The sequence below is a fragment of the Arthrobacter sp. MYb214 genome (assembly GCF_002979865.1).
Classification (GTDB): Bacteria; Actinomycetota; Actinomycetes; order Actinomycetales; family Micrococcaceae; genus Glutamicibacter.
In genome coordinates this window covers 20,731-43,817 of sequence record NZ_PCPZ01000010.1, presented here as the reverse complement: position 1 = coordinate 43,817, position 23,087 = coordinate 20,731, and the positions used below count along the sequence as shown (strand labels likewise).

The 23,087-nt window shown below is 62.5% G+C and carries 28 protein-coding genes and 1 tRNA gene; 17 read left to right on the top strand and 12 right to left on the bottom strand.

Features of this window, described 5'->3' with window-relative positions; all coding sequences use genetic code 11:
• Window positions 1–3 precede the first annotated feature (3 nt).
• The 6 genes from CQ012_RS17015 to CQ012_RS16995 all read left to right on the top strand — a co-directional run bounded on the left by CQ012_RS17015 (window position 4) and on the right by CQ012_RS16995 (window position 3,342).
• Window positions 4–543, top strand: a complete 540-nt coding sequence (locus CQ012_RS17015) for a rhodanese-like domain-containing protein (RefSeq protein ID WP_105658977.1) — start codon at window positions 4–6, stop codon at window positions 541–543.
• Window positions 544–546: 3 nt separating this feature from the next.
• Window positions 547–1,416 carry a sulfite exporter TauE/SafE family protein gene (locus CQ012_RS17010; protein WP_105662718.1) on the top strand — a complete coding sequence of 290 codons (870 nt, stop codon included), beginning with the start codon at window positions 547–549 and terminating at the stop codon, window positions 1,414–1,416.
• Complete coding sequence (gene trxA / locus CQ012_RS17005) at window positions 1,413–1,757, top strand: thioredoxin (RefSeq protein ID WP_105662717.1); 345 nt, start codon at window positions 1,413–1,415, stop codon at window positions 1,755–1,757. Before CQ012_RS17010 ends, trxA begins: the two co-directional genes overlap by 4 nt.
• Before the next feature lie 27 nt (window positions 1,758–1,784).
• The gene (locus tag CQ012_RS17000; RefSeq protein WP_105658980.1) at window positions 1,785–2,063 is read left to right on the top strand and encodes a metal-sensitive transcriptional regulator; all 279 of its coding nucleotides are present in this window, start codon (window positions 1,785–1,787) and stop codon (window positions 2,061–2,063) included.
• A 22-nt stretch (window positions 2,064–2,085) separates the two neighbouring features.
• The gene (locus CQ012_RS17710) at window positions 2,086–2,244 is read left to right on the top strand and encodes a DUF8730 family Cys-rich protein (RefSeq protein WP_166650877.1); all 159 of its coding nucleotides are present in this window, start codon (window positions 2,086–2,088) and stop codon (window positions 2,242–2,244) included.
• Window positions 2,245–2,358: 114 nt separating this feature from the next.
• Window positions 2,359–3,342 (top strand): diaminopimelate dehydrogenase, encoded by a 984-nt coding sequence (locus tag CQ012_RS16995; protein ID WP_105662716.1) that lies wholly within the window; start codon window positions 2,359–2,361, stop codon window positions 3,340–3,342.
• A 20-nt stretch (window positions 3,343–3,362) separates the two neighbouring features.
• Here CQ012_RS16995 and CQ012_RS16990 read toward each other — a convergent pair whose 3' ends face one another.
• From CQ012_RS16990 to CQ012_RS16960, 7 genes are all read right to left on the bottom strand, one after another.
• Window positions 3,363–3,815 carry a pyrimidine dimer DNA glycosylase/endonuclease V gene (locus CQ012_RS16990; protein WP_105658982.1) on the bottom strand — a complete coding sequence of 151 codons (453 nt, stop codon included), beginning with the start codon at window positions 3,813–3,815 and terminating at the stop codon, window positions 3,363–3,365.
• A gap of 9 nt (window positions 3,816–3,824) precedes the next feature.
• A complete protein-coding gene (locus CQ012_RS16985; protein WP_013347532.1) occupies window positions 3,825–4,250 on the bottom strand; it encodes a DUF779 domain-containing protein in 426 nt (141 codons plus the stop codon).
• Between the two features lie 168 nt (window positions 4,251–4,418).
• Window positions 4,419–5,450, bottom strand: a complete 1,032-nt coding sequence (gene adhP, locus CQ012_RS16980; protein WP_105662715.1) for an alcohol dehydrogenase AdhP — start codon at window positions 5,448–5,450, stop codon at window positions 4,419–4,421.
• Between the two features lie 149 nt (window positions 5,451–5,599).
• Window positions 5,600–7,123: an aldehyde dehydrogenase gene (adh, locus tag CQ012_RS16975; RefSeq protein WP_105662714.1), complete on the bottom strand. Its 1,524-nt coding sequence runs from the start codon at window positions 7,121–7,123 to the stop codon at window positions 5,600–5,602.
• A gap of 164 nt (window positions 7,124–7,287) precedes the next feature.
• Window positions 7,288–8,508, bottom strand: a complete 1,221-nt coding sequence (locus CQ012_RS16970; protein WP_105658985.1) for a GAF domain-containing protein — start codon at window positions 8,506–8,508, stop codon at window positions 7,288–7,290.
• Between the two features lie 93 nt (window positions 8,509–8,601).
• Window positions 8,602–10,380, bottom strand: coding sequence for an alpha/beta fold hydrolase (locus CQ012_RS16965; protein ID WP_105662713.1), 1,779 nt, complete (start codon window positions 10,378–10,380; stop codon window positions 8,602–8,604).
• Complete coding sequence (locus tag CQ012_RS16960; RefSeq protein WP_105662712.1) at window positions 10,380–10,979, bottom strand: TetR/AcrR family transcriptional regulator; 600 nt, start codon at window positions 10,977–10,979, stop codon at window positions 10,380–10,382. Before CQ012_RS16960 ends, CQ012_RS16965 begins: the two co-directional genes overlap by 1 nt.
• Before the next feature lie 502 nt (window positions 10,980–11,481).
• On the opposite strand from CQ012_RS16960, the gene CQ012_RS16955 reads away from it, so the two are divergent.
• From CQ012_RS16955 to CQ012_RS16925, 7 genes are all read left to right on the top strand, one after another.
• A complete protein-coding gene (locus CQ012_RS16955; protein WP_105662711.1) occupies window positions 11,482–11,820 on the top strand; it encodes an ArsR/SmtB family transcription factor in 339 nt (112 codons plus the stop codon).
• Window positions 11,821–11,831: 11 nt separating this feature from the next.
• Window positions 11,832–12,803 carry an SRPBCC family protein gene (locus CQ012_RS16950; RefSeq protein ID WP_105662710.1) on the top strand — a complete coding sequence of 324 codons (972 nt, stop codon included), beginning with the start codon at window positions 11,832–11,834 and terminating at the stop codon, window positions 12,801–12,803.
• Between the two features lie 59 nt (window positions 12,804–12,862).
• Complete coding sequence (locus tag CQ012_RS16945) at window positions 12,863–13,564, top strand: demethylmenaquinone methyltransferase (RefSeq protein ID WP_105658990.1); 702 nt, start codon at window positions 12,863–12,865, stop codon at window positions 13,562–13,564.
• Between the two features lie 162 nt (window positions 13,565–13,726).
• On the top strand, window positions 13,727–14,509 hold the full coding sequence (locus tag CQ012_RS16940) for a CPBP family intramembrane glutamic endopeptidase (RefSeq protein ID WP_105662709.1): 783 nt from the start codon (window positions 13,727–13,729) through the stop codon (window positions 14,507–14,509).
• Window positions 14,510–14,720: 211 nt separating this feature from the next.
• On the top strand, window positions 14,721–16,328 hold the full coding sequence (locus tag CQ012_RS16935) for an ABC-F family ATP-binding cassette domain-containing protein (RefSeq protein ID WP_105662708.1): 1,608 nt from the start codon (window positions 14,721–14,723) through the stop codon (window positions 16,326–16,328).
• 72 nt (window positions 16,329–16,400) lie between these two features.
• The gene (locus tag CQ012_RS16930) at window positions 16,401–16,652 is read left to right on the top strand and encodes a hypothetical protein (protein ID WP_105658992.1); all 252 of its coding nucleotides are present in this window, start codon (window positions 16,401–16,403) and stop codon (window positions 16,650–16,652) included.
• Window positions 16,653–16,670: 18 nt separating this feature from the next.
• A complete protein-coding gene (locus CQ012_RS16925; RefSeq protein WP_105658993.1) occupies window positions 16,671–17,261 on the top strand; it encodes a dienelactone hydrolase family protein in 591 nt (196 codons plus the stop codon).
• 90 nt (window positions 17,262–17,351) lie between these two features.
• On the opposite strand, the gene CQ012_RS16920 is transcribed toward CQ012_RS16925, so the two are convergent.
• A tRNA-Lys gene (locus CQ012_RS16920) sits at window positions 17,352–17,424 on the bottom strand.
• Between the two features lie 160 nt (window positions 17,425–17,584).
• Between CQ012_RS16920 and CQ012_RS16915 the strand changes: the two genes are divergently transcribed.
• Both CQ012_RS16915 and CQ012_RS16910 read left to right on the top strand, forming a co-directional pair.
• Window positions 17,585–18,250, top strand: a complete 666-nt coding sequence (locus CQ012_RS16915) for a hypothetical protein (RefSeq protein WP_105658994.1) — start codon at window positions 17,585–17,587, stop codon at window positions 18,248–18,250.
• 63 nt (window positions 18,251–18,313) lie between these two features.
• A complete protein-coding gene (locus CQ012_RS16910; RefSeq protein ID WP_105662707.1) occupies window positions 18,314–19,525 on the top strand; it encodes an MFS transporter in 1,212 nt (403 codons plus the stop codon).
• A 59-nt stretch (window positions 19,526–19,584) separates the two neighbouring features.
• Here CQ012_RS16910 and CQ012_RS17705 read toward each other — a convergent pair whose 3' ends face one another.
• Window positions 19,585–19,830, bottom strand: a complete 246-nt coding sequence (locus tag CQ012_RS17705) for a hypothetical protein (protein ID WP_181148953.1) — start codon at window positions 19,828–19,830, stop codon at window positions 19,585–19,587.
• Between CQ012_RS17705 and CQ012_RS16905 the strand changes: the two genes are divergently transcribed.
• A complete protein-coding gene (locus CQ012_RS16905; RefSeq protein ID WP_286134712.1) occupies window positions 19,817–20,377 on the top strand; it encodes a hypothetical protein in 561 nt (186 codons plus the stop codon). The genes CQ012_RS17705 and CQ012_RS16905 overlap by 14 nt on opposite strands.
• Before the next feature lie 5 nt (window positions 20,378–20,382).
• The gene (locus CQ012_RS16900) at window positions 20,383–21,411 is read left to right on the top strand and encodes an inorganic phosphate transporter (RefSeq protein ID WP_105658997.1); all 1,029 of its coding nucleotides are present in this window, start codon (window positions 20,383–20,385) and stop codon (window positions 21,409–21,411) included.
• On the opposite strand, the gene CQ012_RS16895 is transcribed toward CQ012_RS16900, so the two are convergent.
• The 3 genes from CQ012_RS16895 to pstB form a co-directional block, all read right to left on the bottom strand.
• The gene (locus tag CQ012_RS16895) at window positions 21,408–21,605 is read right to left on the bottom strand and encodes a helix-turn-helix transcriptional regulator (protein ID WP_105658998.1); all 198 of its coding nucleotides are present in this window, start codon (window positions 21,603–21,605) and stop codon (window positions 21,408–21,410) included. The two genes, CQ012_RS16900 and CQ012_RS16895, sit on opposite strands and share 4 nt — an antisense overlap.
• A complete protein-coding gene (locus CQ012_RS16890; protein ID WP_105662706.1) occupies window positions 21,605–22,069 on the bottom strand; it encodes a hypothetical protein in 465 nt (154 codons plus the stop codon). Before CQ012_RS16890 ends, CQ012_RS16895 begins: the two co-directional genes overlap by 1 nt.
• A 203-nt stretch (window positions 22,070–22,272) precedes the next feature.
• Entirely contained in the window at window positions 22,273–23,052 is a 780-nt protein-coding gene (gene pstB, locus CQ012_RS16885) for a phosphate ABC transporter ATP-binding protein PstB (protein WP_105659000.1), read from the bottom strand.
• Window positions 23,053–23,087: the final 35 nt, after the last annotated feature.

The window sequence follows — 23,087 nt, the reverse complement described above, 5'->3', positions numbered from 1 at the left end:
TCAATGACTACCCCTTTGACCACCATGGACGCCGAAGCACTTAAATGCCTGGTGGAAGCCCCCGACACGGACCTCGCCTTGATTGACGTGCGCACCGCGGGCGAATTCGAAACCCTCCACATTCCCGGCTCGTACAACGTGCCGCTCGAAGAATTCACCGCCAACGCCACCGAGGTGCTCGCCAAGATTCCAGGCAAGCCGGTGCTGATCTGCCACAGCGGCAACCGTGCTTCCAAGGCGCAGCGTGCCCTGCAGGAGCAGCAGATCGAGCACAGCACGGTACTGCTTGGCGGCGTCACCGCCTACGAAAATGCCGGCGGCACCATGGTGCGCGGCGTGCAGCGTTGGGCGCTGGACCGCCAGATGCGCATGACCGCAGGTTCCGTGGTGCTCGCCGGGTTGCTCGGAGCGAAGTTCATCTCCCCGAAGTTCGCCTATCTTTCGGCGGCCATCGGTGGCGGACTGGTGTTCTCAGCCCTGCGGGATTCTTGCCCGATGATCAGCTTCTTGGGCAAGATGCCCTGGAACAAAGTAAAGAAGTAGGCCATGGAGTTCGGACCGCTGCTGGTTCTGGCCCTTGCACTAGCGAGCATCGTCGGGCTGTCCCTGGGACTGTTCGGCGGCGGCGGTTCAATCCTGATGGTTCCCCTGCTCAGCTATGTAGCCGGGTTGCCCGCCAAGGAAGCGATCGCCACCTCCCTGCTGGTGGTCGGTGCGACCTCGGCAGCGAGCCTGATCCCGCATGCCCGCAAGGCCAATGTGCGTTGGAAACAGGGGATGGTCTTCGCGTCCACCAGCATGCTTGGCGCCTTTGGCGGCGGGCTGCTGGCCAGCGGGATCCCTGCCCAGCTGCTGATGCTCGGTTTCGCGATCATCATGCTGGCCAGTGCCCGCGGGATGATCCGCGGACGGAAAAACACTGGCAGCGCAACACAGCCGTTGTGGCTGTCCGCCCCGGTCGGCTTGGGCATTGGCATGGTCACCGGCCTGGTCGGTGCCGGAGGCGGTTTCCTGCTCGTCCCTGCACTGGCTTTGCTGGCCGGGCTGTCCGTGCAACAGGCGGTGGGCACCTCCCTGCTGGTGATCACCCTGAATTCGATCACTGGCCTGGCCGGGCAGTTGAATTCAGTTGCACTGGATTGGCCGCTGGCCGCAGGGCTGGCGACCACCGCGATCCTCGGTTCGTTGATCGGCGCACGGCTTTCGCGCAGGATCGACGAACGCGCTTTGCGCAAGGGTTTCGGCTACTTCGTCTTGGCCATGGGCGTGTTCGTGCTCAGCCAGGAACTACCGGCTCCCGGCGGGCTGGTCGTAGTTGCGGTTGCAGCCCTCGCGGGCGCATTGGTGCTGCTGTGCAACAAAATTCCGGCGATGGGGGCGCGCTGCCCGCTCGTTCTGAAAGGAGAAACCCGATGAAGCCGCTTGAATTGTCAGCTTCGAACTTCGCTGGGTTCATCGCAAGGAACCGGCTGGTGCTCGTGGATTTCTGGGCGCCTTGGTGCGGTCCTTGCCGCGGCTTTGCCCCGATTTTCGACGAAGTATCCGCGGCGCATCCTGAAATCGCCTTCGCCAAGGTGAATACCGAAACCCAGCCGGATTTGGCGCAGGCAGCCCGGATTGCATCCATACCGACGCTCATGGCGTTCAAGGATGGGATACTTGTACATTCAAAACCCGGAGCGTTGAGCTCTGGCGCTATGGAGCAGTTGCTCGTCCAACTCAAACACCTGGATGCCGAAATTGCAGAAGACGACTAACCCGCTACCCGTACCAAGGAGAAATTGATGCGCACTGCTGACGAAGCGACCCGCAAGCGGATCCTCAACCGCCTTAAGCGTGCCCGAGGCCAGCTTGATGCGGTGATCAACGCCGTGGAAACCGATGGTTCGTGCAAAGAGGTAGTCACTCAGCTGGCCGCCGTCTCCACCGCGCTGGACCGCGCCGGATTCGCCATTGTCTCCACCGCGATGCAGTACTGCATCGCCGATCCCGAGAAGGCTTCCGAGGAAGAAGACGGCCTGAGCGTCGAAGAACTCGAAAAGCTCTTCCTCTCCCTGTCCTAACCACTACCCCAAGGAAAAAATTATGTGCCGCCAGGTTCAATGCAAGATCTGCCAGAAGACCACGTGGGCTGGCTGCGGCCAGCACGTTGAAGCAACTATGCGCAATGTCCCCAATAAGGACCGTTGCCAGGGCCACGAAGCCGAACCGAAGAAGGGCTTCTTCAAGCGCCTGTTCGGCTAGACCGGGGTCATAGAGGGTCAAGGGTTTCACTGCCCCGGGATTCGTTGGCATAATCCGAAGTATTTAGCCCATCCGCGGCTGAGCAAACTTCACTCCCCCAAGGAAACGGCAGGCATGACTTCAAAGATCCGCATCGGTATTGCTGGCTATGGGAATCTGGGACGCGGCGTCCAAGCCGCGATCGCCAAGAATCCCGATATGGAGCTGGTGGGCGTCTACACCCGCCGTGACCCGCAGGCCCTCCAACTGGCTCAGCCGGCACCGCGGTTCGGCATCGATGAGCTGGAAAAGCACGCCGCGCAGATCGACGTATTGATCCTTTGCGGCGGCTCGAAATCGGACTTGCCGCAGCAGGGCCCGAAGTTCGCGGCGCTGTTCAACACCGTGGACAGCTTCGATACCCACGCCCGCATCCCCGAGTACTACGCGTCCATCGACGGCCCGGCGAAGGCAGCTGGCAAGACCGCGTTGCTCTCCGTGGGCTGGGATCCGGGCATGTTCTCGATCAACCGGGTCTTCGGGGAGGCCTTGCTGCCCGACGGCGAAACCTACACCTTCTGGGGCCGCGGGCTGAGCCAGGGGCATTCGGATGCGATCCGCCGCGTCCCGGGCGTCGCCACCGGTGTGCAGTACACGATCCCGAGCCAGGAGGCTATCGACCGGGTCCGGGCCGGCGAGCGCCCTTCCTTGAGCACCCGCGAGAAGCACCAGCGCGAATGCTTTGTCGTGCTCGAAGACGGTGCCGATCCGGAGTCGGTGCGCGAAGCCATCGTGACCATGGAGCACTACTTCAACCAGTACGACACCACGGTGCAGTTCATCGACGAGCAGACCTTGGCCGCCGAGCATTCGAATATGCCGCATGGCGGGTTCGTGATCCGTTCGGGCAATACCAGCGACGAGCAGAAGCAGGTCATCGAGTATTCGCTGGCACTTGGCTCCAACCCGGAATTCACTTCCAGCGTGCTGGTGGCTTACGCCCGGGCCGCCTTCCGGATGAACCAGCGCGGCATCACCGGTGCGCAGACCGTTTACGATGTGGCCCCGGGGCTGCTCTCGCCCAAATCCCCCGCACAGTTGCGCGCGGAGCTGCTCTAGGATTTTGCCGGGCCAGCAGCTCACCCGCTGGCGAGCGCATCCTTCTCCCAGGCCTCCACTGGCCCCGGGACCTGCACGAACAGCGGATGCAGGGCCACCTGCCCTGCCGGTTCCAAGCGGGCGATGCGCGCGGGATCCCGGACGGAGAGCTTGCGCAGCAGGTGCTCGCGCTCGAAGTGCACCTGCCCCTGGGTGACCGGGATCTTTTCCAGCTGCGCGGCGGCTGCCGGATGCAGGATCTTCGCGGCGTCGAAGCGATAGCCCCGGACAGCCGCTTCGTCCCACAAGCCCTGCAGATAGCCGCCCATATGCACCAGCGGGGCGGGCTGCGCCTTGAACCGGAGAAGCTGCGGGTGCCCTGTATAGCCCTTGGTCTGGCCGGCGAGCACCTTCTGGGCCAGCAGTGTTTCACGCCAACAGGCAACCAGCCCTTTGGCGTCGAGCAATGAGGGGTGCAGGGACCACAGTCGCATGGGCCAAGCCTAGTCGGGGTTCGGGCCAGCCGGGAACTCGATGATCTCGCTGCGAATCAAGAAGCGCTTGCCCTCCGGGGCTTCGACGGAGAAACCGGATCCCCGCCCGTTGACCACGTCAACGGTGAGCTTGGTGTGCTTCCAGTATTCGAATTGCTCCTTGGACATCCAGAAATCAATGTCGCCCAGGGCGGTGCCATCAGCGCCGTCCAGGGAAAGCACGCCGAGCCGGATGTCCGATCCCCCGGTGCGGAACTCGCCGGCCGGATAGCACATCGGCGAGGACCCGTCGCAGCATCCTCCGGACTGGTGGAACATCAGCGGGCCATGGATCCCCCACAGCTTGCGAAGCAGGTCCAGGGCTTCGGAGGTGAAGGCCACCCGCGAGAACTCTTCGCCCTCGATTGCGGCGCGTGTTTCGGTTACGGTGCTCATGTCCTGCTCCTGCCTCGTTGTCCACGTCCGGATTTATCTCGTTGTGGCCAGTGTCCTCTTTTTGGGCCGCACCGTCCATCGCTCGGCCAGGGCGGCCAGGGCACCGGTACCGGATGCCGCTTCGAAAAGCCGCATCCGGTACCGTGCCATCAACCGTTGCGGATCCGGCTACGCCCTGCCGGCGTAGTCGATGACAACGCGCCCATCGATCTTGCCATGGCGCATTTCGTCGAATACGGCGTTGATGTCTTCCAGCGGGCGGGTATGGAAGGTCGGCTTGATCTTCCCTGCCGCATAGAATTCCAGCGCCTCGATCATGTCCTGCCGTGTTCCCACGATCGATCCGCGGATGGTCAGGCCCTTGAGCACGATGTCGAAAATGGGTGCGGGGAAATCACCGGCGGGCAGCCCGTTGAACACGATCGTTCCGCCGCGCCGGGTCATGCCGATCGCTTGCCCGAACGCCTTTGGATGCACCGCCGTAACCAGCACGCCGTGCGTTCCGCCAACCTTCTGCTGGATGATCTCGGCCGGGTCCTGGGCGAAGGCATTGACGGTGATTTCCGCTCCATGCTTCGAGGCCAGCGCCAGCTTGTCATCGGCCACGTCAATGGCGATCACCCGCATGCCCATGGCCACCGCGTACTGCACCGCGATATGGCCCAGTCCGCCGATACCCGAAATAGCCACCCACTGGCCGGGCTTGACCTCAGTCATCTTCAGGCCCTTGTAGACAGTCACTCCCGCGCACAGCACCGGCGCGATTTCATGGGGATCCGAGCCCTCCGGGATATGCGCGGCATAGCGGGAATCCACCAGCATGTACTGGCCGAAGGAACCGTCCACGGAGTACCCGCCATTGGACTGGGCTTCGCACAGCGTCTCCCAGCCGGTGCGGCAGTACTGGCAGTGCCCGCAGGCGCTAGCCAGCCACGCGTTGCCGATCATGTCCCCGAGCGCGACCTCGGTGACTCCTTCGCCGAGCTTTTCCACGATGCCCACGCCTTCATGCCCGGGAATCAGCGGAAGCTTCGGCTTGACCGGCCAATCGCCTTCGGCGGCGTGCAGGTCGGTGTGGCAGACGCCCGAGGCGATCAGCTTCACCAGCACCTGGCCGGGGCCGGGCTCGGGGATCGCGGCTTCCTTCACCTGGAACTCTTCGCCGAAGCCCTCGACTATTGCAGCTTTCATCTTGCTCATGTACTTTGTCCTTTGCATGGCATTCGAAGGTGCGGGGTGCCGGCTGGCGTGCGGGGGATGAGGCCAATCGATCCCCGGACGCCGTCCCGGCTGGCCCCGTACCTTCGAGGTCTGTTGTCATCTCATGCTGCTCGTGGCAGCTACTGCTCCTAGAAGAAGCCCAGCTTGTCTTCCGAGTAGGAAACCAGCAGGTTCTTGGTCTGCTGGTAGTGGTCCAGCATCATCAGGTGGTTCTCGCGGCCGATGCCCGAGGACTTGTAGCCGCCGAAGGCCGAGTGCGCCGGGTAGGCGTGGTACTGGTTGACCCACACGCGTCCGGCCTGGATGGCGCGGCCGGCACGGTAGGCCACGTTGCCATTGCGGCTCCACACCCCCGAACCCAATCCGTACAGGGTGTCGTTGGCGATGGAGATCGCGTCGTCGTAGTCCTTGAACTTGGTCACCGCGACCACCGGCCCGAAGATCTCCTCCTGGAAGATGCGCATGTCATTGGTGCCCTCGAAGATGGTCGGCTGCACGTAGTAGCCGCCGGAGAGCTCTCCGCCCAGATCCGCCCGTCCCCCGCCGAGCAGCACCTTGGCGCCCTCGGACTTGCCGATGTCCATGTAGGAGAGGATCTTCTCGAGCTGGTCGTTGGATGCCTGGGCACCCATCATGGTGTCGGTATCCAGCGGGTGGCCCTGCTTGATGGCCTTGGTGCGGGCCACCACATCACCCATGAAGCGGTCGTAGATGCTTTCCTGGATCAGCGCACGCGATGGGCAGGTGCAGACTTCGCCCTGGTTCAGCGCGAACAGCGTGAATCCTTCCTGCGCCTTGTCGTAGAAGGCGTCGTCCTTGACCGCGATGTCCTCGAAGAAGATGTTCGGGGACTTGCCGCCCAGCTCCAGGGTGACCGGGATCAGATTTTCCGACGCGTACTGCATGATCAGCCGGCCGGTAGTGGTTTCGCCGGTGAAGGCGATCTTGCGGATGCGCTTGTTGGAGGCCAGCGGCTTGCCGCATTCCACGCCGAAGCCGTTGACCACGTTCAGCACGCCGGCTGGAAGCAGATCGCCGATCAGCTCCATGAGCACCAGGATGCTGGCCGGGGTCTGCTCGGCCGGCTTCAGGACGATCGCGTTGCCGGCCGCCAGGGCCGGGGCGAGCTTCCAAACGGCCATGAGCAGCGGGAAGTTCCACGGGATGATCTGCCCGACCACGCCCAGCGGCTCGTGGTAGTGGTACGCGGTGGTGTCCTCGTCGAGCTGGGAGAGGCTGCCTTCCTGGGCGCGGATTGCTCCGGCGAAGTAGCGGAAGTGGTCCACTGCCAGCGGGAGGTCGGCATTCAGGCACTCGCGGATCGCCTTGCCGTTATCCCAGGTCTCGGCCACGGAGAGCATTTCAAGGTTTTCCTCGATGCGGTCCGCGATCTTGTTCAGGATGACGGCGCGTTCGGCCGGGCTGGTCTTGCCCCAGGCGCCAGCCGCCGCATGCGCCGCGTCGAGCGCCACTTCGACGTCTTCTGCGGTGGAACGGGCCACCTCGCAGAAGACCTTGCCGGTGACGGGGGTGATGTTCTCGAAGTACATGCCCTTGACCGGGGCTACCCATTCACCGCCGATGTAGTTCTCGTAGCGCGGCTTGAAATTGACCAGTGCTCCATCGGTATTCGGGTTTGCGTAAACCGCCATTGCTCCACGTCTCCTTAGTCGGATGTCCTGGCCGCGATGGCATCATCGCGGAACCTTGCTTGTGACTCTAGTCACACGAAGGTTGCAGTCAGGTTGCAACGGGATCCCAGATGACCGCAATGGCATGTTCGAGCCTGGCGGGAGGAACGGCAATGGCAAGGAACCTAGTTCTCGAGGGCCTGGACCTCGGCGACGACAAGTGAGCGCGCTGGCGATTGCGCAGGCAATTCGCGCAAGGCAGCTCGCAAGAGGCCAGGGTCAGCCAGCTGGCGGCCCAGGTTCAGCAGCTGATGCGCAGTTCCTCGATCCAGCACCATTTCACGCAGCGCGGCCTCGGTCCGGTACAGCAGCGAGACGATGCCTGGCGCCTGGGAGCGGGCCAGCAGGCCCGGGGAGTACAGCGGCAGGGCGGAATCGAGATCGCCCTGCTCCAGTGCACGCCATAGGCGGCCAAGGGTCGTATGCAGGTCCCACTGAAGGCGGTACGGGCGTGAAGTCAAGGCACGCCCGCCTGGGCCCGCGAGTACCTTGCGCAGCCTGACGATTTCGGCGCGGACCGTGCCCTCGGCCGCGGAATCGGGACGCTCGAACAGCTCTTCCACCAGCTGGGCAGTGCTCAGGCCTTCCCGGTAGTGCGCCAGAAGGGTCAATATTTCTGCATGGCGAAGGGAAATCGGCACTGATCCCAGATGGGCCCCATCAGAGCGCCCCAAGTCCAGGTAGTCGGGATCGGCCACGACTCCGGCACCCGGCAAGAGCAGCTGCGTTTCCGCAGCCATGACCGCCGCTTGCAGCAGCGGCAAGGAGTGCGTGGCAACGGCTTCCGGGCCACCGGTCAGGTCGATTGCGCCAATTACCTGACCAGTGCGCGGATCGCGGATCGGTACCGCCGAGCAGCTGTACTGCTGGGCTTGCTCATAGAGATGCTCAGCCCCCGAGACCTGCGAACCGGCCCCGGTTGCCAGCGCCATTCCCGGCGCGGATGTGCCAACACTCTTTTCTGCCCAGTCGGCACCTGCCATGAAGCCCACGTGCTCGGCTTGGCTCATCGAACTGGTGCTTCCCGCAACCCACAACAAGGTTCCGCCGGCATCCGCAAGGGCGACCAAGAGATTGGCGTCGGTTGCGGCGGGAACAAGGAGCTTTTCGAAAACAGGCCAAATCCGCTGGAGCTCGCTGCGCTCGCGGGCAAGGCGCAACCGGTCGTTGCTCAGAACCGGCGGTTCTTGAACCGAGCCTGTTTGGGCCAGCGACCGTTTCCAGGATTCGCGCACGTCATTGCGCAATGGGAGGTCGCCCAGTCCGGTTTCCTGCGAGGAGAGCAGCTCGCGGGCTTTTTGTGCGCGGCGAGTTGCGTTGGACCAGTCGATGGCAGATGTGCTCACGCTCCCCCTTCACCCCGTCGGAAAGATGGTTCTGTGCAGTTCCAACCAGACTAGGCGAAGAGGGGATGCTTGAGAAGAGGCGTGCTCCAACCCCTACTTCAACAGTTCAATCAGGGCATCCTCGTGGGTCAGCTGCGGGTGGTGCCCCGCGGAGGGAATGGAGTGCAGTCCAGCCTCGGGCCGGGACTCCAGCTGCCGGATTGCGGCGGGGTCCAATGGGTCTTCGGCTCCCCAGATAATTCGGAGCGGACCGTCATAGCGATCGAGCATCTCCCGCAACTGCCGGCGCCACTGCTTGGAACTCGCCAGGGCGAGATGGCCAGCTACCGCGGCGGCGGTACTTCGCTTCAGATCGCTGACGCTGGAGACCAAGGCAGTTGAGCTCGCCTCGTTGCCGGTCAATTGACGTGAGAGTTGCTCCGCGGTCGCATGGCGCAAATAGCCGCGGACCAGCGGCTGGAACCTTGGCGCCTTCCCTGCGTGCCCTTGCAAGAAAAACGGCGCAACCAAGGTCAGCGAGCGGACCTTGCCCGGCAGTCGACCCGCGGCGAGCGTGGCGGCGGCTGCCCCGATGGAGTGCCCGATCAGATCCACCGGGCCGCCTGCCAGGAGAGCGGGAAGCCACCGGTCCCAATCCGGGACGCCCCGTCCGCCGCTGAGCCCAAGCCCTGGCAGGTCAACGGCCCGTCCGCCAATGCCCTGAGCTACTGCGGCCCAGGTATCGGCATTTACCGGAAGGCCAGGGAAGATCAACCGGCGTTCCTCGCGGTCGCCCAGCTCAAAAGTTCTCACTCCCCCGACATCTACATAGCGGCGTGCCCCAGATGCCGCGGCCCCGAATCGGTGGGCGGCCAGATAGTCGGCCCAGCGCTCCAGAGAGGAACCAACATCAGGCATCTGGATTCCGTGCCGGTTGGCGAATTCGATCGCGGGCCCGGTCGGATAGCGGTCCGCGGACATGAAGTGGAGCGTTTCCGGATCGGCTTTGGTGACCCACGAAGGAAGAGCCTTGATTAGACCCACGGGCAAGCGCAGCTTGGGGACTTTCGCGCCAAGATGCCGGCCAGTTTCGGCCAGCAAGCGCCCCAGTGGCGCAGTGGCATCATCCAGCAGCCAGTAGGATTTGCCTATCGCCTCCGGCGCAATGGCCACGGCCGCCATGAACGCAGCCATATAGTCGACCGTGAGCACCGGCAAGAAAGTCGAGTCACCTGCGGGAAGAGCTGCGGTTTTCCCTTCCCAGAGCTGCTCAATGGTGCCGGCCAGCCCGATGTGCTGGTCGGATTCCCCGGTAATGTTGTGGCCGATGACGCTGGCCGGATTGACGATGGTCCAAGGGATTCCGTGTTCTTTGCCGAGGGCTTGGAAGACCGCGTCGGACTCCACTTTCGAGGCTTCGTAAGCGCCTAGTTTCCGGTAGAGATGATCGCGGTAGTCCTGCGGCCACGGAACCTTCGAGGGATCCTGCCCGCCGACTCGGTAGCCGGAAATATGCACAATGCGCTGCAGCTCTGGCAGCGCTGCAGCAAAATCCACCAGCTTCTCGACGATGCCAACATTAGCGCTGCGGGCTTCCTGCGCGCTCATGCCGAATCGGTAGGTGCCGGCGCAATTGTGAATTTCGGTGACGCTGGTGAAGGCCGCAGGTCCGCCAGCCAGGATTTCGGGGGCGTCGAAGTCGACGATCGCGGTATTGATCTCTTGTTCCAGTCCGTGCTGGCTCAGCCAATTCTTGACCTTCGCTGCGGATTCAGCATTCCGGACAGCTGCTGTTACCTGCGTTCGGGCGTCGAGGAGAGCAAGGATCAGATGCCTGCCGATTAGTCCCGATGCCCCGAAAACCAGCGCATGGCGAAGGTTGGCTCCGTGCATCAATTCTGGTCCCCTTCGCCCTGTTGGCGCAGGCCAATGAGGTCGGCTACCGCGTCGGCGGCGGCGAGAAGCGGCCGGGTGCTTTTCATCGCCCGGGAAACGATGGCGGCCCCTTCGATGGTCGAGACGATAACAGTTGCCAGGGACTTCGCTTGGGCATTGCCCACGCCATCGGCTTCGAGCAGGGCAGTGGTCGGAGTGATCCATGACTCGAATGCGGTGGCGCAGGCTTGCCGCAGGCGTTCACTTGAGTCTCCCATTTCCAAGGTCACCACTGACACGGGGCAGCCTAAGCGGAAGCCGCTATCGCTGATGATGGCGGCCAACGCTTGGATAGCAAGCTTGGCGGCTTCGGCAGCACCTCCTGCGCTCTGGGCGATCTGGATAATCATGGTCTCGAATTGCTTGGCGGCCAGTTCTACTGCGGCCACGCCCAGCCCCTCTTTCCCATCGGGGAAGTGGAAATAGACCGACCCCTTTGGTGCTGCAGCGTGCTCGATCACTGCATTGAGGCCGGTGCCGCTGTATCCGCTGGTCTGGATGAGTTCAAGCATGGACTCTGCGAGCCGTGCCTTGGTGAGGTCTCCTTTGGGAGTCATACAATTAAAAATAGACCAGTCTATATATTTTTACAATCCGGCCTCTCGAACGCCCCGGGCAGCGCATCCACTTGCCACGCGCGCCCAAGCAATCCTGGGCGCGACGCTGCAGAAGCGCTGAATCATGATCACCGGAGCCATGGATGATGCTTGCCCCGTCCAGGCTTTGCGCAAGCAGTCGCCTCAGGGCGCACTGGGGAATTCGCTCCGCTCATGCCCGACGCCTCGCCGAGGCAAGGGATGCGATCGCATCGGCCACCGCCTCGGGTTCGGCAAATCGGAAATCCGCGCACGATGCGCATCAGCACCCTGTTCCCGACATGGGAACGGCTGCTCGCGAGTGGCATGGGGGCGGCCCGCGGCGCGCAATCCCAAGGCTGAAATTCGCAGGTGACATATCACCTATACAATGTCGATTATATAGGGGATAAGTACACTACCCTCCAAAAGTTTTGATCCACCTCTTTACTTCCAGCCCATTCCGGGCGTAATATACAACCAAATGGTTGTATATGAGTTGAGCGAAGAACAGGCAAACAAGGTCTTCCGCGCCTTGGCAGATGCCACACGACGAGACATCGTGCGGCGGACGCTAAACGCCGAGGTGAGCGTTTCGGAAATTGCTGCAAGCTATGACATGTCTTTTGCGGCAGTTCAGAAGCACGTCGCGGCATTGGAATCCGCTGGTCTGGTCACAAAAATCGCACGTTGTCGCGAACGCATAGTTCGCGGACAACCGGATACCATCCGGCACGCGCAAGAGCTACTCTCTTCCCTCGAAGACATCTGGCGCCAACGCATCAGCCGGCTCGATGATTTCCTCGCCGATGGGGACAAATAAGGAGCATTCCCATGCCTGTCACATCCGTTGTCAAAGATTCCGAAGCACTCTCACTGACTGTCCACGCAGAATTTCCGGTCAAGGTTTCCCGCCTGTGGGATGCTTACCTGGACGCCCGGCAACTTGAAAAATTCTGGGGGCCGGTGGAATACCCGGCAACTTTCACCCGGCACGATGCCACCCCTGGTGGCCGCTCGAACTACCACATGACTTCTCCCGAAGGCGAAGAATTCCACGGTTACTGGATCTGGAATGAAGTCGTCGAGCACAAATTCTTTGAGGTCAGCGACGGCTTTGCGCACGCCGACGGCACTCCGAACCCCGACCTGCCCCTCAACCGCATGGTTTTCTCCTTCGACCCGACGCCTGAAGGATCAAAACTGACGATTACAGCAGTTTTCGATTCCGTTGAGGAGCTGGAACAAGTCGTCTCCATGGGCATGATCGATGGCACCCGTTCGGCCATGAGCCAGATCGAGCAAGTCCTCATCGACCTGCGCAATTATGCCGAAAATTTCATCACCGATGCACAGATCCTGTCGGACACCCAGGTGCGCATTACCCGCTTGGTGCGCGGGTCAGTGGAGCAAGTCTGGCAGGCCCACCATGACCAGCGGCTCATGAAACGTTGGATGCTCGGCCCCGACGGATGGCAGTTGGCTGAATGCGTGACGGCGCAAGAGGCCGGCGAGACCTACCGGTACTGGTGGGAACCGCTATCTGCCGATGACGGCTCCGGTTTCGGTTTCACTGGAACCGTACTTGAAACGCTGCCCCAGTCCTACGAGCGGACCACGGAGCAAATGATCGGCACCGATTACCCGGCCACGGTGAATGAATTAACGCTGACATCCAACCAGGGCGGCACCCTGCTGACGATCCTGATCACCTACCCAGATGCGCAAACCCGCGACATGGTGCTCGCCACCGGAATGACCGACGGGATGGAGGCCAGCTACGCCCGGCTCGAATCGATTCTCTAAAGGGCGATTCGCCCCACATCCGGCGCCTTGGCGCGCGCAAATATGGAAGACTTAGACCCATGAGTTCTCAGAATGCGCGCGCAGGCCTGGACAAGAAGGCCGAACAGGTTCAGGAAATGTTTGACAAGCTGGCTCCTCGCTACGACTTGCTCAATACCTTGATGACCGGCGGCATCGTGAACTACTGGCGCAAGATCACCACCGAAGCGATCGCGCCAAAGCCCGGCGAGCGCATTCTCGACCTCGCCGCAGGCACCGGCACCTCCTCGGTCCCGCTCGCGGAAGCCGGCGCTGACGTCACCGCTTGCGACATGTCCCACGGCATGCTCGATGAGGGCCGCAAGCGCTACCCGCAGCTGAACTTCGTCTACGGAGACGGAACCGACCTGCCGTTCGAAGACAACACCTTCGATGCAGTGACCATCTCCTACGGTCTGCGCAATATCGCGGATACCGAGAAGGCCCTGTCCGAAATGCGCCGCGTGGCCAAGCCCGGCGGACGGATCGTCGTCGCCGAGTTCTCCACTCCGACCGTCGCCCCGATCAAGACGGCCTACAAGCAGTTCCTGCCGCGCGCCATTCCTGCGCTGGGCTATCTGGTTTCCCCTAACCCGACCGCTTACGCCTACTTGGCTGAATCCATTGCAGCTTGGCCAGACCAGGACGAACTGGGTGCCAAGTTCGTCAACGTTGGCTGGAAGAACGTGGAATACCGCAACCTGACCGGTGGCATCGTCGCCGTGCACCGCGCCTGGAAGTAGCACTTCTCCAGAATTTTCCTTCTGGCCCGCAGCCGAAATGACGGATGCGGGCCAGAAGCTTTAAAGCACTGGTTCCGCGGCGGCGGGCTGTGTCTTTCTGCCGGCCCAGCTGGCATGCTTGTGTCCGTGAGCCAGATACCAACCGAATCGCACCGCCCCGCGATGAGCTGGAAGCTGCTGCCAGCCTCCCTGCTCTCGGGTTCCGCAGTGTTCCTCTTCGGCGCCGAAAACGACCTGTTGGGCTACGGCCTGCTGGCGCTGAGCCTGCTGTGCGCAGCGGTCATCCAGCGCAGGCTCGCTCGGCATCTGGCATTGATCGCTGCAGGGCTGGTGATCATCAGCCTGGTTCCGCTCAACGCCGATCTGGACCTGGGCCACATGGCGCTGATGGGCGCAGCGCTGGCCGCGGCAGTCCTGCTGCCCTGGCTGATCTCGCGCTTCGCCTTGCGCGAGCAGATCATCAAGTTCCCGGTGAACACCGGCCTCAAGTGGCCGCTGGCAGCGAAGCTGTACTTGCTGGGGGTGGTGGCGCTGGGCTTCTTCATCCTCCCGGTGTACCTGATCAGCACCGGTGTCTACCAGAACTGGCCGGACGCCTCGGACCCAGCCATCTTCTGGCGGCTCTTCCTCGGAGTTAATTCGGTGGGCATCTGGGACGAGCTGTTCTTCATCTGCACGGCATTCGCATTGCTGCGCCAGCATTTCCCGGACTGGCAGGCCAACCTCCTGCAAGCGGTGATCTTCTCCTCCTTCCTGTGGGAGATCGGCTACCAATCCTGGGGGCCGTTGCTGACCTTTCCCTTCGCCCTGCTGCAGGGGTATACCTTCAAGCTGACGAAGTCCCTGTCCTATGTAGTTAGCGTGCATCTGATCTTCGACTTCGTCCTGTTCCTCGCGCTGGTCCACGCGCACAACCGGGAATGGCTCCCGATCTTCTTGTACTGAGGGGGTTAACACCCCAATTCCCCCTGCTACACTCGTTGGCATGGATACCTACTGAGCCAGCCGACGACCCCGCATCGTTTCCCAACGGTGCATCTTGTTCATTTCGGCTACCGGCTTCGGTATCCTTTTCCTTTGCGGCTCCCCTGCGGGGTTAAGCCAATTCTGCGATCCCCCAAGCCGGCAGCCCCTTCGCATTCGCGGGAGGACCTGCATGTCTTTGACACCACCAATTACCCTGAACAACCTCAGCTTTTCCTGGCCCACGGGAGAAAGCGCCCTGGCCAATCTGGACGGCACGTTTCCATCCGGGCGGACCGGGTTGATCGGCGCCAACGGCAGCGGCAAATCGACGTTGCTGAAGCTGATCGCCGGGCAGCTGCGCCCAACGAGCGGAACGGCAGAAACGAACGCACCGCTGAGCTACCTGCCGCAAACGCTGGCTCTGGAACAGGACACGACCGTCGCCCAGCTGCTGGGGGCGCATCAGGTCCTCGCGGCTTTGGAAGCTATCGAGTCCGGCAGTGTCGACCCAGCGGATTTCGATGCGGTGGGCGCGAACTGGGATGCCGAAGCCCGGGTTCGAGCTGAACTGGCGCCGCTGGGCTTCGACGGGCTGGATCTGGGCCGCCAAATCACCACCTTATCGGGTGGGGAGGTCATGCTGCTGGCGGTACTGGGCCTGCGACTGGCCGATTCGCCGATCACGCTGCTCGACGAGCCGACGAATAACCTCGATCGCCCTGCCCGTGAATTGCTCTACGACCTTGTACGTGCCTGGAAGGGCACGCTGGTTGTGGTGAGCCACGATATCGAGCTGCTCGAGCTCATGGAGCATACGGTGGAGCTCTACGACGGGAAGCTCAGCGTTTTCGGAGGGCCCTACAGCTCATACCGCGAGCAGATTGAAACCGAGCAGCAGGCGGCCGAGCAGGCAGCCAGAACTGCCCAGGCCTCCCTGAAAGTGGAAAAGCGCCAACGGGCAGAGGCCGAAACGAAGTTGGCGCGGGCCAAGCGCAAGGGTCGGGCCACCCAGCTTTCCGGAGGCATGCCGAAGATCCTGGCCAACCACCTTCGCCAGAAATCCGAGGCGAACGCCGGGAAGATGCGTTCAAACCTGGATGGCAAGGTCGATTCGGCCCAGGCCAGGCTCGACGATGCCGATCGGCGGGTTCGGCAGGCCGAGCACATCAGCATCGAGCTGCCCGATCCCCAGTTGCCCTCGGGCAAGCAGGTCGCGGCGCTAGGTGCAGAAGATCACCAGTTCATCATCCAGGGAGCCGAACGCGTGGGCCTTGTCGGCCCCAATGGTTCCGGGAAGACCCGGCTGCTCCAGCAGATGCTCGCCGGCGAAGATCCCGGCCCCGGACCGGGCGGAACGCTCTTCGTGGACCGGGTCGGGTACCTGCCCCAGCGCCTGGACGGCCTGGATGGCCAACTAAGCGCGATCCAGAACGTGGCGCTGGTGGCGCCAGCAGCAACCGCGAACGACGTGCGCAATATGCTTGCCCGGTTGCTGCTGCGCGGGGCCAGCGCCGACCGGCCAGTGGCGGCGCTGTCCGGCGGCGAGCGTTTCCGGGTCCATCTGGCGACGTTGCTGCTGGCAGAACCAGCCGCGCAGCTGCTCATCCTCGATGAGCCCACCAATAATCTGGATATGGACAGCGTGCGCCAGCTCAGCGAAGCACTGGGCGCCTATAAGGGCGCGTTGCTGGTAGTCAGCCACGATCAGCATTTCCTGTCGCAGCTGGATCTGGACTATTTGCTGGAGCTGGATGCGCAGGGAACCTTGGCGAAGTCCTACCCGAATCCAGTTTGCTAACCCCCTGGCGGTGCGCTGCCGGTTTAGACTTGTTCAAAGCACACCGCCAAGGACCCCGAAAGCAAGTTGAGTATGTCCTACCCCCAGCGCACCGTCGAAGTCGTCAAAAGCGGCCTCGTGATCGACCAGTCCGCAACCCTGCTCTGGCAGGACATCAAACGTGCCTTCATCTATGAAACGGGTTCCGGCCAGGAAATCCTTACCTGCGCAGAATTCATGCTGGTCGAAGGGTACAGCGTGGAGATCAATAGCCAGATGCCCGGCTGGGACATGGCCATTGAGCACTTGCCGCAGCGCATCGAGAACCTGGTCGACGAACGCTAGAAACCGCTAGGAGCACCCATGGCTACGATTGTTCTTTTCCATCACGTCCAGGGCCTGACCCCCGGGGTGCAGGAGATGGCCGCAGAATTGCGCGCCGCTGGCCACACCGTGCACGCACTGGATCTGTACGCCGGCAAGCTGCCCAAGGATTTCGATGCCGGTATGCGCATGGCAGGCAAGCTGACCGCGGACAAGATCCAGGAACGCGTCGACAAGCTATTTGGCAAACTGCCCGAAGAGCTGGTCTACATCGGCACTTCCTGGGGCGCGGCCCTGGCCCAGCAGTGCGCGCAGCAACGTCCCGGCGCCATCGCCGCGATCCTGCTCGAATCCTTCGTGGATCTGGACGCCGACTGGAGCTTCGGGCCGTGGCCGGAAAATGTCCCGGTGCAGATCCATGGCATGGACCAGGACCCGTTCTTCGCGAAGGAAGGCGACCTGGAGGCAGCTCAGCGCTTCGTTGAAGCAGAGGGCGGCGATATCGCCCAGCTCTTCACCTACCCTGGCAAGCAGCACCTGTTCACCGACAGCTCGCTTCGCTCGCATGATCCAGAAGCTCGCGCGTTGGTGATGGAACGCATGGTCAAGTTCCTCCAGCCCTACGTCTAGCACGAGGGCAGTCCGCTGGTTCCATGCCGGACAATAAATCGAAAAACCGGACCCGGCTTGCGTTAGCAAGCCGGGTCCGGTTTCATTTTGTGCGCCCTGCGGGGATCGAACCCGCGACCAATGGATTAAAAGTCCAGTGCTCTACCAGCTGAGCTAAAGGCGCACGGCACAAGGCCAAAATCCATACTACCTGATGGACCGGCATGAGTATTAATCGGCGTATTCCGCAATTCGGCAGCCCGTAATTTCCGCTGGATCTTGGGGTTTGCAAGCTAAATCACTTGTTGGCGCAGAACTCAGGATCAGCGAGTATTCTGGAGCGCATGAGAGGTGCACGTGCAGGATCAAAAGTTGCCCAGGATGCGGGATTCCGCCATCACAAACCACGCCCCTTCGCCCCGGCAGATTTCGAGCCCTACGAGGGAGGCGCTGATCCGGCGCGCGTATCCGAGGCAGCCCATCTGTCCGCCCAGGCTTTCGTGCAGCGCGGCATTGCCAACAACGACCCCGAAGTTTCACGCCGGCTGATTGCGGTGGCCGAAGAAGAAGGGCTGGAGGTGCTCGCGCAGCTGTGGAGCGAGGCTCCGGCCCGCTCCCTGCCAGGTGCCCTGTGGCGCTTGTATGCGGTTCGCGCGGCAACAATGAGCAAGCCCGAGGTGCATTCTGCACGCTTCCAGGCTGGAGCCCATCGTGCCCAGGTCGAACGCATCGTCGCCGGAGTGGCCGAGCCGCCGACCGCCGAGGAGATGAAGAAGATGACCGGGTCGATTCTCTCCGGCGCCTTCGACGGCGACTTCGCCCATGCCTTGGAACGCACCGCCGCCTATTGCCGGGTACTGGCGCTGGGCATGACCGAGCATGCCGATGCCGCGGATTTTTCCAGCAGCGATCGGGGAACCAAGCTGACCCAGCAGGCCAAGGCCCTGATGGGCACCGCCGTGGATCTGGAAGCCTGCGCCCGGCTTTGGCGCCAGGACGCATTGGACTGAAACATGATCCCGCGCCCTTAGGATGGGTTGAGGAAGTTGCCCCTCAATTTTAGGCAGGTGGGTGTGGGCGCCGCATCGAGGACCAACTCTTCAGGGCTCGTACGCTGGTTGCTGATCCTGATCGCAACGGCGTTGCTTTCCCAAACGGCGCTGAACCTCATTCGTCCGGTGACCACCTATAAGCTCATCTCTTTTGGCTCCGGCGAGTTCACCGTCGGCGTGGTGACCGCCGCCTATGCCATCCTCCCGCTGTTCACCGCAATGATGCTGGGCCGGGCCAGTTCGCGGATCCGCAGGATCCGGTTCCTGATGGTTGCCGGCGTGGCCTTGCTGGCCGCGGGCGGCATCGGCATCAATTTCTCCCCGAATGCCTTGACCGTGGCGCTGGCCAGTGCCGTGCTCGGGCTCGGGCATCTGATGTTTACCATTGGCGGGCAATCTTCCATCGCCCGGTTCTTCCCCGACAGCGATCTGGACAAGGGCTTTGGCTGGTTCACGGCCGCCTACGCGGCTGGGCAATTCATCGGGCCGCTGATTGGCGGATTGGTGCTCGGCTCCGGTACCGATGCCGCCTCCCCTGAGCGCATCGCCGGCATCAGCCTGTCGCTGTGGATTGCGGCCGGGTGCTCACTGCTAGCTGTCCCCTTCTTGCTTCCGAGCTGGCAGCCGAGGATTTCCAAGACGGCGCCGCAAACCCGCCCGGCGAAGTCCGAAGCCTCCATTCCCTCGGTCTTGCGCATCAAGGGCATGGCTTCGCACATGTTCGCCTCGATGACCTTGCTGGCCATGCTGGACATCCTCACGGCCTTCTTGCCGCTGGTGGCGGAGAAACATGGCGTCACACCCGAAGATGTTGGTGTGCTTTTGGCCATTCGAGGTTTCGCTTCGGTAGTTTCCCGGCTGTTCATCCCCAAGCTCTCGGCCCACTTCGAACGCAACCACCTGCTAGTCACCAGTTTGTACATTTCGGGCATAGCCATCGCGCTGGCCCCGATCTTCATCGATTCGCTGTGGGCCTCCGGGGCCGCGTTGCTGGTCGGCGGCTTCTTCCTGGGCCTGGGCCAGCCGATGACCATGACCATGATTTCCACCTCGGTACCGGCGGTGGACCGCGGTGCCGCATTGGCCGTGCGGCTCATGGGAAACCGGGTCGGACAAGTAGCTTTGCCGATCATCTCGAGTACGGTCGCCGCGGGTTTGGGGCCGGCGGGAGCGATCTGGTTCTGCTGCGCGCTGCTCTGCCTGAGCGGAGCGGAGAAGAGCGTGCGCCGCTAGCGTGAGAAAACGCACGAGCGCCGCCCTGCGGTTGACAGCACACCGGTAGGGCGAGAACACTAGGTAACGGTGCCGGGCCGCTGGTAACCCCGGGCTCCAAAATTCTGCCGCTTCGAGCGGCCTTCCGCCGAGAGGCGTTCCCGGTCCGGCACCTTCAAATACCCGGTGTTAACTTCCACGTCGTAAACTGTTCTGCGTTGGTACCAATAGCCGTCGAATCGAATGGTGCGCCGTAAAGTGAAGTTCCAGATCTTTCCCTCCGCCTCGCGCGGCATCGAGTTGCTGTGCGGGTTGACGACGACCATTCGCACCTCCGTTGCCAATGTCGCCGAGATGATCGGCTCACCCGATACCCGTGCGGACCAGCTGCGGGATCTGGCCTCCGCGGAAGCCGAGGCCTCCGATCTGGTGCACGCGGTGCTCACCCACCTGCGAACCAGCTATATCAGCCCGCTTCCCCGCGAAGACATGTACACGCTTTCGCGCTTGCTGCACGAAACCATGGAACAGCTGCGCGGCACCGGCGAACTGATCATGACCGTTGGCTCCACCCCGCTTTCCGAGCGTTCCTCGGAGCAGCTTGAACTCATTTCGCAGCTGGCCGAGCTGGCCTCCGATTCGGTCCAGCGCCTGCATAACCTCGATGACCTGGAAGACAACTGGCTGCAGATGCTGCAGTTCTCCAAGCGCGCGGCCCGAACCCACCTGGTGTGGGTCAATGAGATCGCGAAGTTCGCCAAGCCAGGGACCATCCACCGCCACCAGCGCGTGGCCGACCACCTGATGCTTACCGCCAACACCCTGCGCCAGTTCGCCGACCACCTGGGTCGCGTGCTGGTGAAGGAGTCCTAGGGGAAATGACCATCCTTTCGGTCCTCACCGGATTCGCGATCGTCCTGACCCTGGGCTATGGCGTGCTCAACGGCTTCAGGGATTCCTCTACGGCCGTTGCGGCCTCCGTCCGCACCAGGGCGCTGCGCCCGGCCATTGCGGTCTCTGTGGCGGCGGTATTCGCCTTCCTCGGCACCTTGGCGACCTCGGGGCTGAGCGTGGCGCTGGTGGACAAGCTGAACTTCAATCTCCCCGATGGCGTCGTCGGATTGAAGCTGCTGATCTGCGGCCTGCTGACCGCCGGCGCGTGGGGCCTGTATTGCTGGTGGCGCGGCCTGCCGGTCAGTTCCACCCATGCGCTGTTCTCCGGCTTGGTGGGCGCCAGCGGCGCCTCGGCTTTCATGGGCGACCTGTCGATGTCCGGGGCCTGGGGTCTGCTGCTCGGCTCGGTGCTGCTGCCCATGCTGATCACCCCGGTCATCGCCTACCTGTTGTCCTATGCGCTGGTGATTCCGGCGACCTGGCTGATGCGCCACAACTCCTCGCGTTCGGTCAACAACGGCTCGCGCGCAGGCCAGGCCATCACCGCCTGCGCCGTGGCTCTGGGACTGGGGCTGCAAGATGGCCAGCGCACCGGCGCGATGATCGCACTGGTGCTGATCACCGGTCATGCAATGGACCCGGGGCCCGTGACATGGGCTATCCAGCTGGCCGCGGCCTCGGCACTGGGGCTTGGCGTGCTCCTGGGCGGATGGCGCATCACCTATACGCTCGGCCGCCGGCTGGTGAACTTCGATCCGCTGCGCGGCATGATCGCCCAGGGCGTAGCCGCGGCAATGCTGTTCCTCGGCTCGCTCGTCTTGCACCTGCCGCTGTCCACCACGCAGGCGGTAACCAGCGGCATCGTCGGTGCCGGCAATAACCAGTCTTTCGAATCGGTGGTGTGGCGCAATGTCACCAAGGTGCTGCTGCACTGGGTGCTGACCCCGATTGCCTGCGTTGCCTGCGGCGCGATTCTCACCCTGGCGGTGCACCCGCTGCTGGGCAACGCCTAGTCTTCGCCCGGAATGAAGAGGTCTTCGATCTTGCAGCCGAAGACCGCCGAGAGCTTGAATGCCAGCGGCAGGGACGGGTCGTAGCGGCCTTTTTCAAGCGAGATGACGGTCTGCCGGGAGACGCCCAGCAGGTCGGCCAATGCTTGCTGGGAGAACCCGCGTTCCCTGCGGTATGCACTGAGATTGTTCTCCACTAGCTTTCTGCCCGCTTAATGATGAAATAGCGGATTCCGAAGTCAAGCAACGCCAGCAGCACGACACCAGCCAGAACGAGGCCAAGTGATGCTTGGATCTGAATGAACGAAAACACTGCACCACCGAGGCCGCAAACTAACAGCAAATCCTGGAACACTCCGATGGCAGCTCGGTCATACCACTGGCTCTCCACCGATATCTCGGGGTTCCTTGTGGCACCGCGCAGGGTGTCGCGATCCAGCAGCAACGCCCAGCAAGCTGTAGAAAGCACCGGCAGCAAGCCAGCGGCCATGAGCAACGCTGCCAAGACGAAATGCTCCGGGGCGTTCAGCCGGGCCAAGAGCACACCTGCACCGGCTGAAAGCACTGCCCCTGCGCTGAGGCTGACGGCAATCAGGGCGCCCGACCCGCCACCGAAGCGCGAACGGCCCCATTTGCTCTGGCCAACTGCTTTTGAATCCATCGTTGTCCCCTATCCCTATTGATGTAAACCACACTTTACTGACAAGCGTGCTTTACAGTCAAGGGTGCTTTACATGAATAGTTAAAGTGCAGCGGCGCACCGTAATCGGTGCGCCGCTGGCGGTGATCCCCTCCAGGATCCCCGGAAGACCCCCCTTCCGGTCCGTCTACCGCCGGCTCAAGGAGCGGCGGTATCCGAAATCTTTATCCGAAGCGTCCGGAGACGTAATCCTCGGTGGCCTTCTGCTCCGGGTTGGAGAAGATGGCTGCAGTGTCGTTGTACTCGATGAGCTTGCCCGGCTTGCCGGTGCCCGCAATGTTGAAGAACGCGGTCTTGTCGCTCACGCGTGCAGCCTGCTGCATATTGTGGGTCACGATCACTACGGTGTAGTCGTTCTTCAGCTCGTTGATCAGGTCCTCGATAGCCAGGGTGGAGATCGGGTCCAATGCCGAGCAAGGCTCATCCATCAGGATCACGTCCGGCTTGACCGCAATGGTGCGGGCGATGCACAGGCGCTGCTGCTGGCCGCCGGAGAGTCCCGAGCCCGGCTTGTCCAGGCGATCCTTGACTTCGTTCCACAAGTTGGCGCCGCGTAGCGACTTCTCGACCAGGGCATCGGCATCGGACTTGGAAATCCGCTGGCCGTTCAGCTTCACTCCGGCGAGCACGTTGTCCTTGATGGACATGGTCGGGAACGGATTCGGACGCTGGAAGACCATGCCGATCTGGCTGCGCACGGTGACCGGGTCGACGCCGGCGCCGTACAGGTCATCGCCGTCCAGCAGGACCTGGCCCTCGACGCGGCCGCCCGGGATGACCTCGTGCATGCGGTTCAGGGTGCGCAGGAAGGTGGACTTGCCGCAGCCCGAGGGGCCGATGAAAGCGGTGACGGACTTCGGCTCGATGTTGATCGAGACGCCTTCAACGGCGAGGAACTTGGAGTAGTAGACGTTCAGGTCGTTGACGTCAATGCGTTTTGCCATGATGTAATCCTTGAAAAGTTCGGGTTTGTCCGGAC

Excerpts from the sequence above, each read along its gene's own strand:
- CQ012_RS16890 (WP_105662706.1), bottom strand. The coding sequence starts at position 22,069 with ATGGATTCAAAAGCAGTTGGCCAGAGCAAATGGGGCCGTTCGCGCTTC.
- CQ012_RS16900 (WP_105658997.1), top strand. The coding sequence starts at position 20,383 with ATGACCATCCTTTCGGTCCTCACCGGATTCGCGATCGTCCTGACCCTG.
- CQ012_RS16985 (WP_013347532.1), bottom strand. The coding sequence starts at position 4,250 with ATGAGCACCGTAACCGAAACACGCGCCGCAATCGAGGGCGAAGAGTTC.
- pstB (WP_105659000.1), bottom strand. The coding sequence starts at position 23,052 with ATGGCAAAACGCATTGACGTCAACGACCTGAACGTCTACTACTCCAAG.
- CQ012_RS16955 (WP_105662711.1), top strand. The coding sequence starts at position 11,482 with ATGGTTGTATATGAGTTGAGCGAAGAACAGGCAAACAAGGTCTTCCGC.
- CQ012_RS17015 (WP_105658977.1), top strand. The coding sequence starts at position 4 with ATGACTACCCCTTTGACCACCATGGACGCCGAAGCACTTAAATGCCTG.
- adhP (WP_105662715.1), bottom strand. The coding sequence starts at position 5,450 with ATGAGCAAGATGAAAGCTGCAATAGTCGAGGGCTTCGGCGAAGAGTTC.
- trxA (WP_105662717.1), top strand. The coding sequence starts at position 1,413 with ATGAAGCCGCTTGAATTGTCAGCTTCGAACTTCGCTGGGTTCATCGCA.
- CQ012_RS16930 (WP_105658992.1), top strand. The coding sequence starts at position 16,401 with ATGTCCTACCCCCAGCGCACCGTCGAAGTCGTCAAAAGCGGCCTCGTG.
- CQ012_RS16990 (WP_105658982.1), bottom strand. The coding sequence starts at position 3,815 with ATGCGACTGTGGTCCCTGCACCCCTCATTGCTCGACGCCAAAGGGCTG.
- CQ012_RS16960 (WP_105662712.1), bottom strand. The coding sequence starts at position 10,979 with ATGACTCCCAAAGGAGACCTCACCAAGGCACGGCTCGCAGAGTCCATG.
- CQ012_RS16950 (WP_105662710.1), top strand. The coding sequence starts at position 11,832 with ATGCCTGTCACATCCGTTGTCAAAGATTCCGAAGCACTCTCACTGACT.
- CQ012_RS16965 (WP_105662713.1), bottom strand. The coding sequence starts at position 10,380 with ATGCACGGAGCCAACCTTCGCCATGCGCTGGTTTTCGGGGCATCGGGA.
- CQ012_RS16925 (WP_105658993.1), top strand. The coding sequence starts at position 16,671 with ATGGCTACGATTGTTCTTTTCCATCACGTCCAGGGCCTGACCCCCGGG.
- CQ012_RS16995 (WP_105662716.1), top strand. The coding sequence starts at position 2,359 with ATGACTTCAAAGATCCGCATCGGTATTGCTGGCTATGGGAATCTGGGA.
- CQ012_RS17710 (WP_166650877.1), top strand. The coding sequence starts at position 2,086 with ATGTGCCGCCAGGTTCAATGCAAGATCTGCCAGAAGACCACGTGGGCT.
- CQ012_RS17705 (WP_181148953.1), bottom strand. The coding sequence starts at position 19,830 with ATGGTCGTCGTCAACCCGCACAGCAACTCGATGCCGCGCGAGGCGGAG.
- CQ012_RS16945 (WP_105658990.1), top strand. The coding sequence starts at position 12,863 with ATGAGTTCTCAGAATGCGCGCGCAGGCCTGGACAAGAAGGCCGAACAG.
- CQ012_RS17010 (WP_105662718.1), top strand. The coding sequence starts at position 547 with ATGGAGTTCGGACCGCTGCTGGTTCTGGCCCTTGCACTAGCGAGCATC.
- CQ012_RS16940 (WP_105662709.1), top strand. The coding sequence starts at position 13,727 with ATGAGCTGGAAGCTGCTGCCAGCCTCCCTGCTCTCGGGTTCCGCAGTG.
- CQ012_RS17000 (WP_105658980.1), top strand. The coding sequence starts at position 1,785 with ATGCGCACTGCTGACGAAGCGACCCGCAAGCGGATCCTCAACCGCCTT.
- CQ012_RS16915 (WP_105658994.1), top strand. The coding sequence starts at position 17,585 with ATGAGAGGTGCACGTGCAGGATCAAAAGTTGCCCAGGATGCGGGATTC.
- adh (WP_105662714.1), bottom strand. The coding sequence starts at position 7,123 with ATGGCGGTTTACGCAAACCCGAATACCGATGGAGCACTGGTCAATTTC.
- CQ012_RS16935 (WP_105662708.1), top strand. The coding sequence starts at position 14,721 with ATGTCTTTGACACCACCAATTACCCTGAACAACCTCAGCTTTTCCTGG.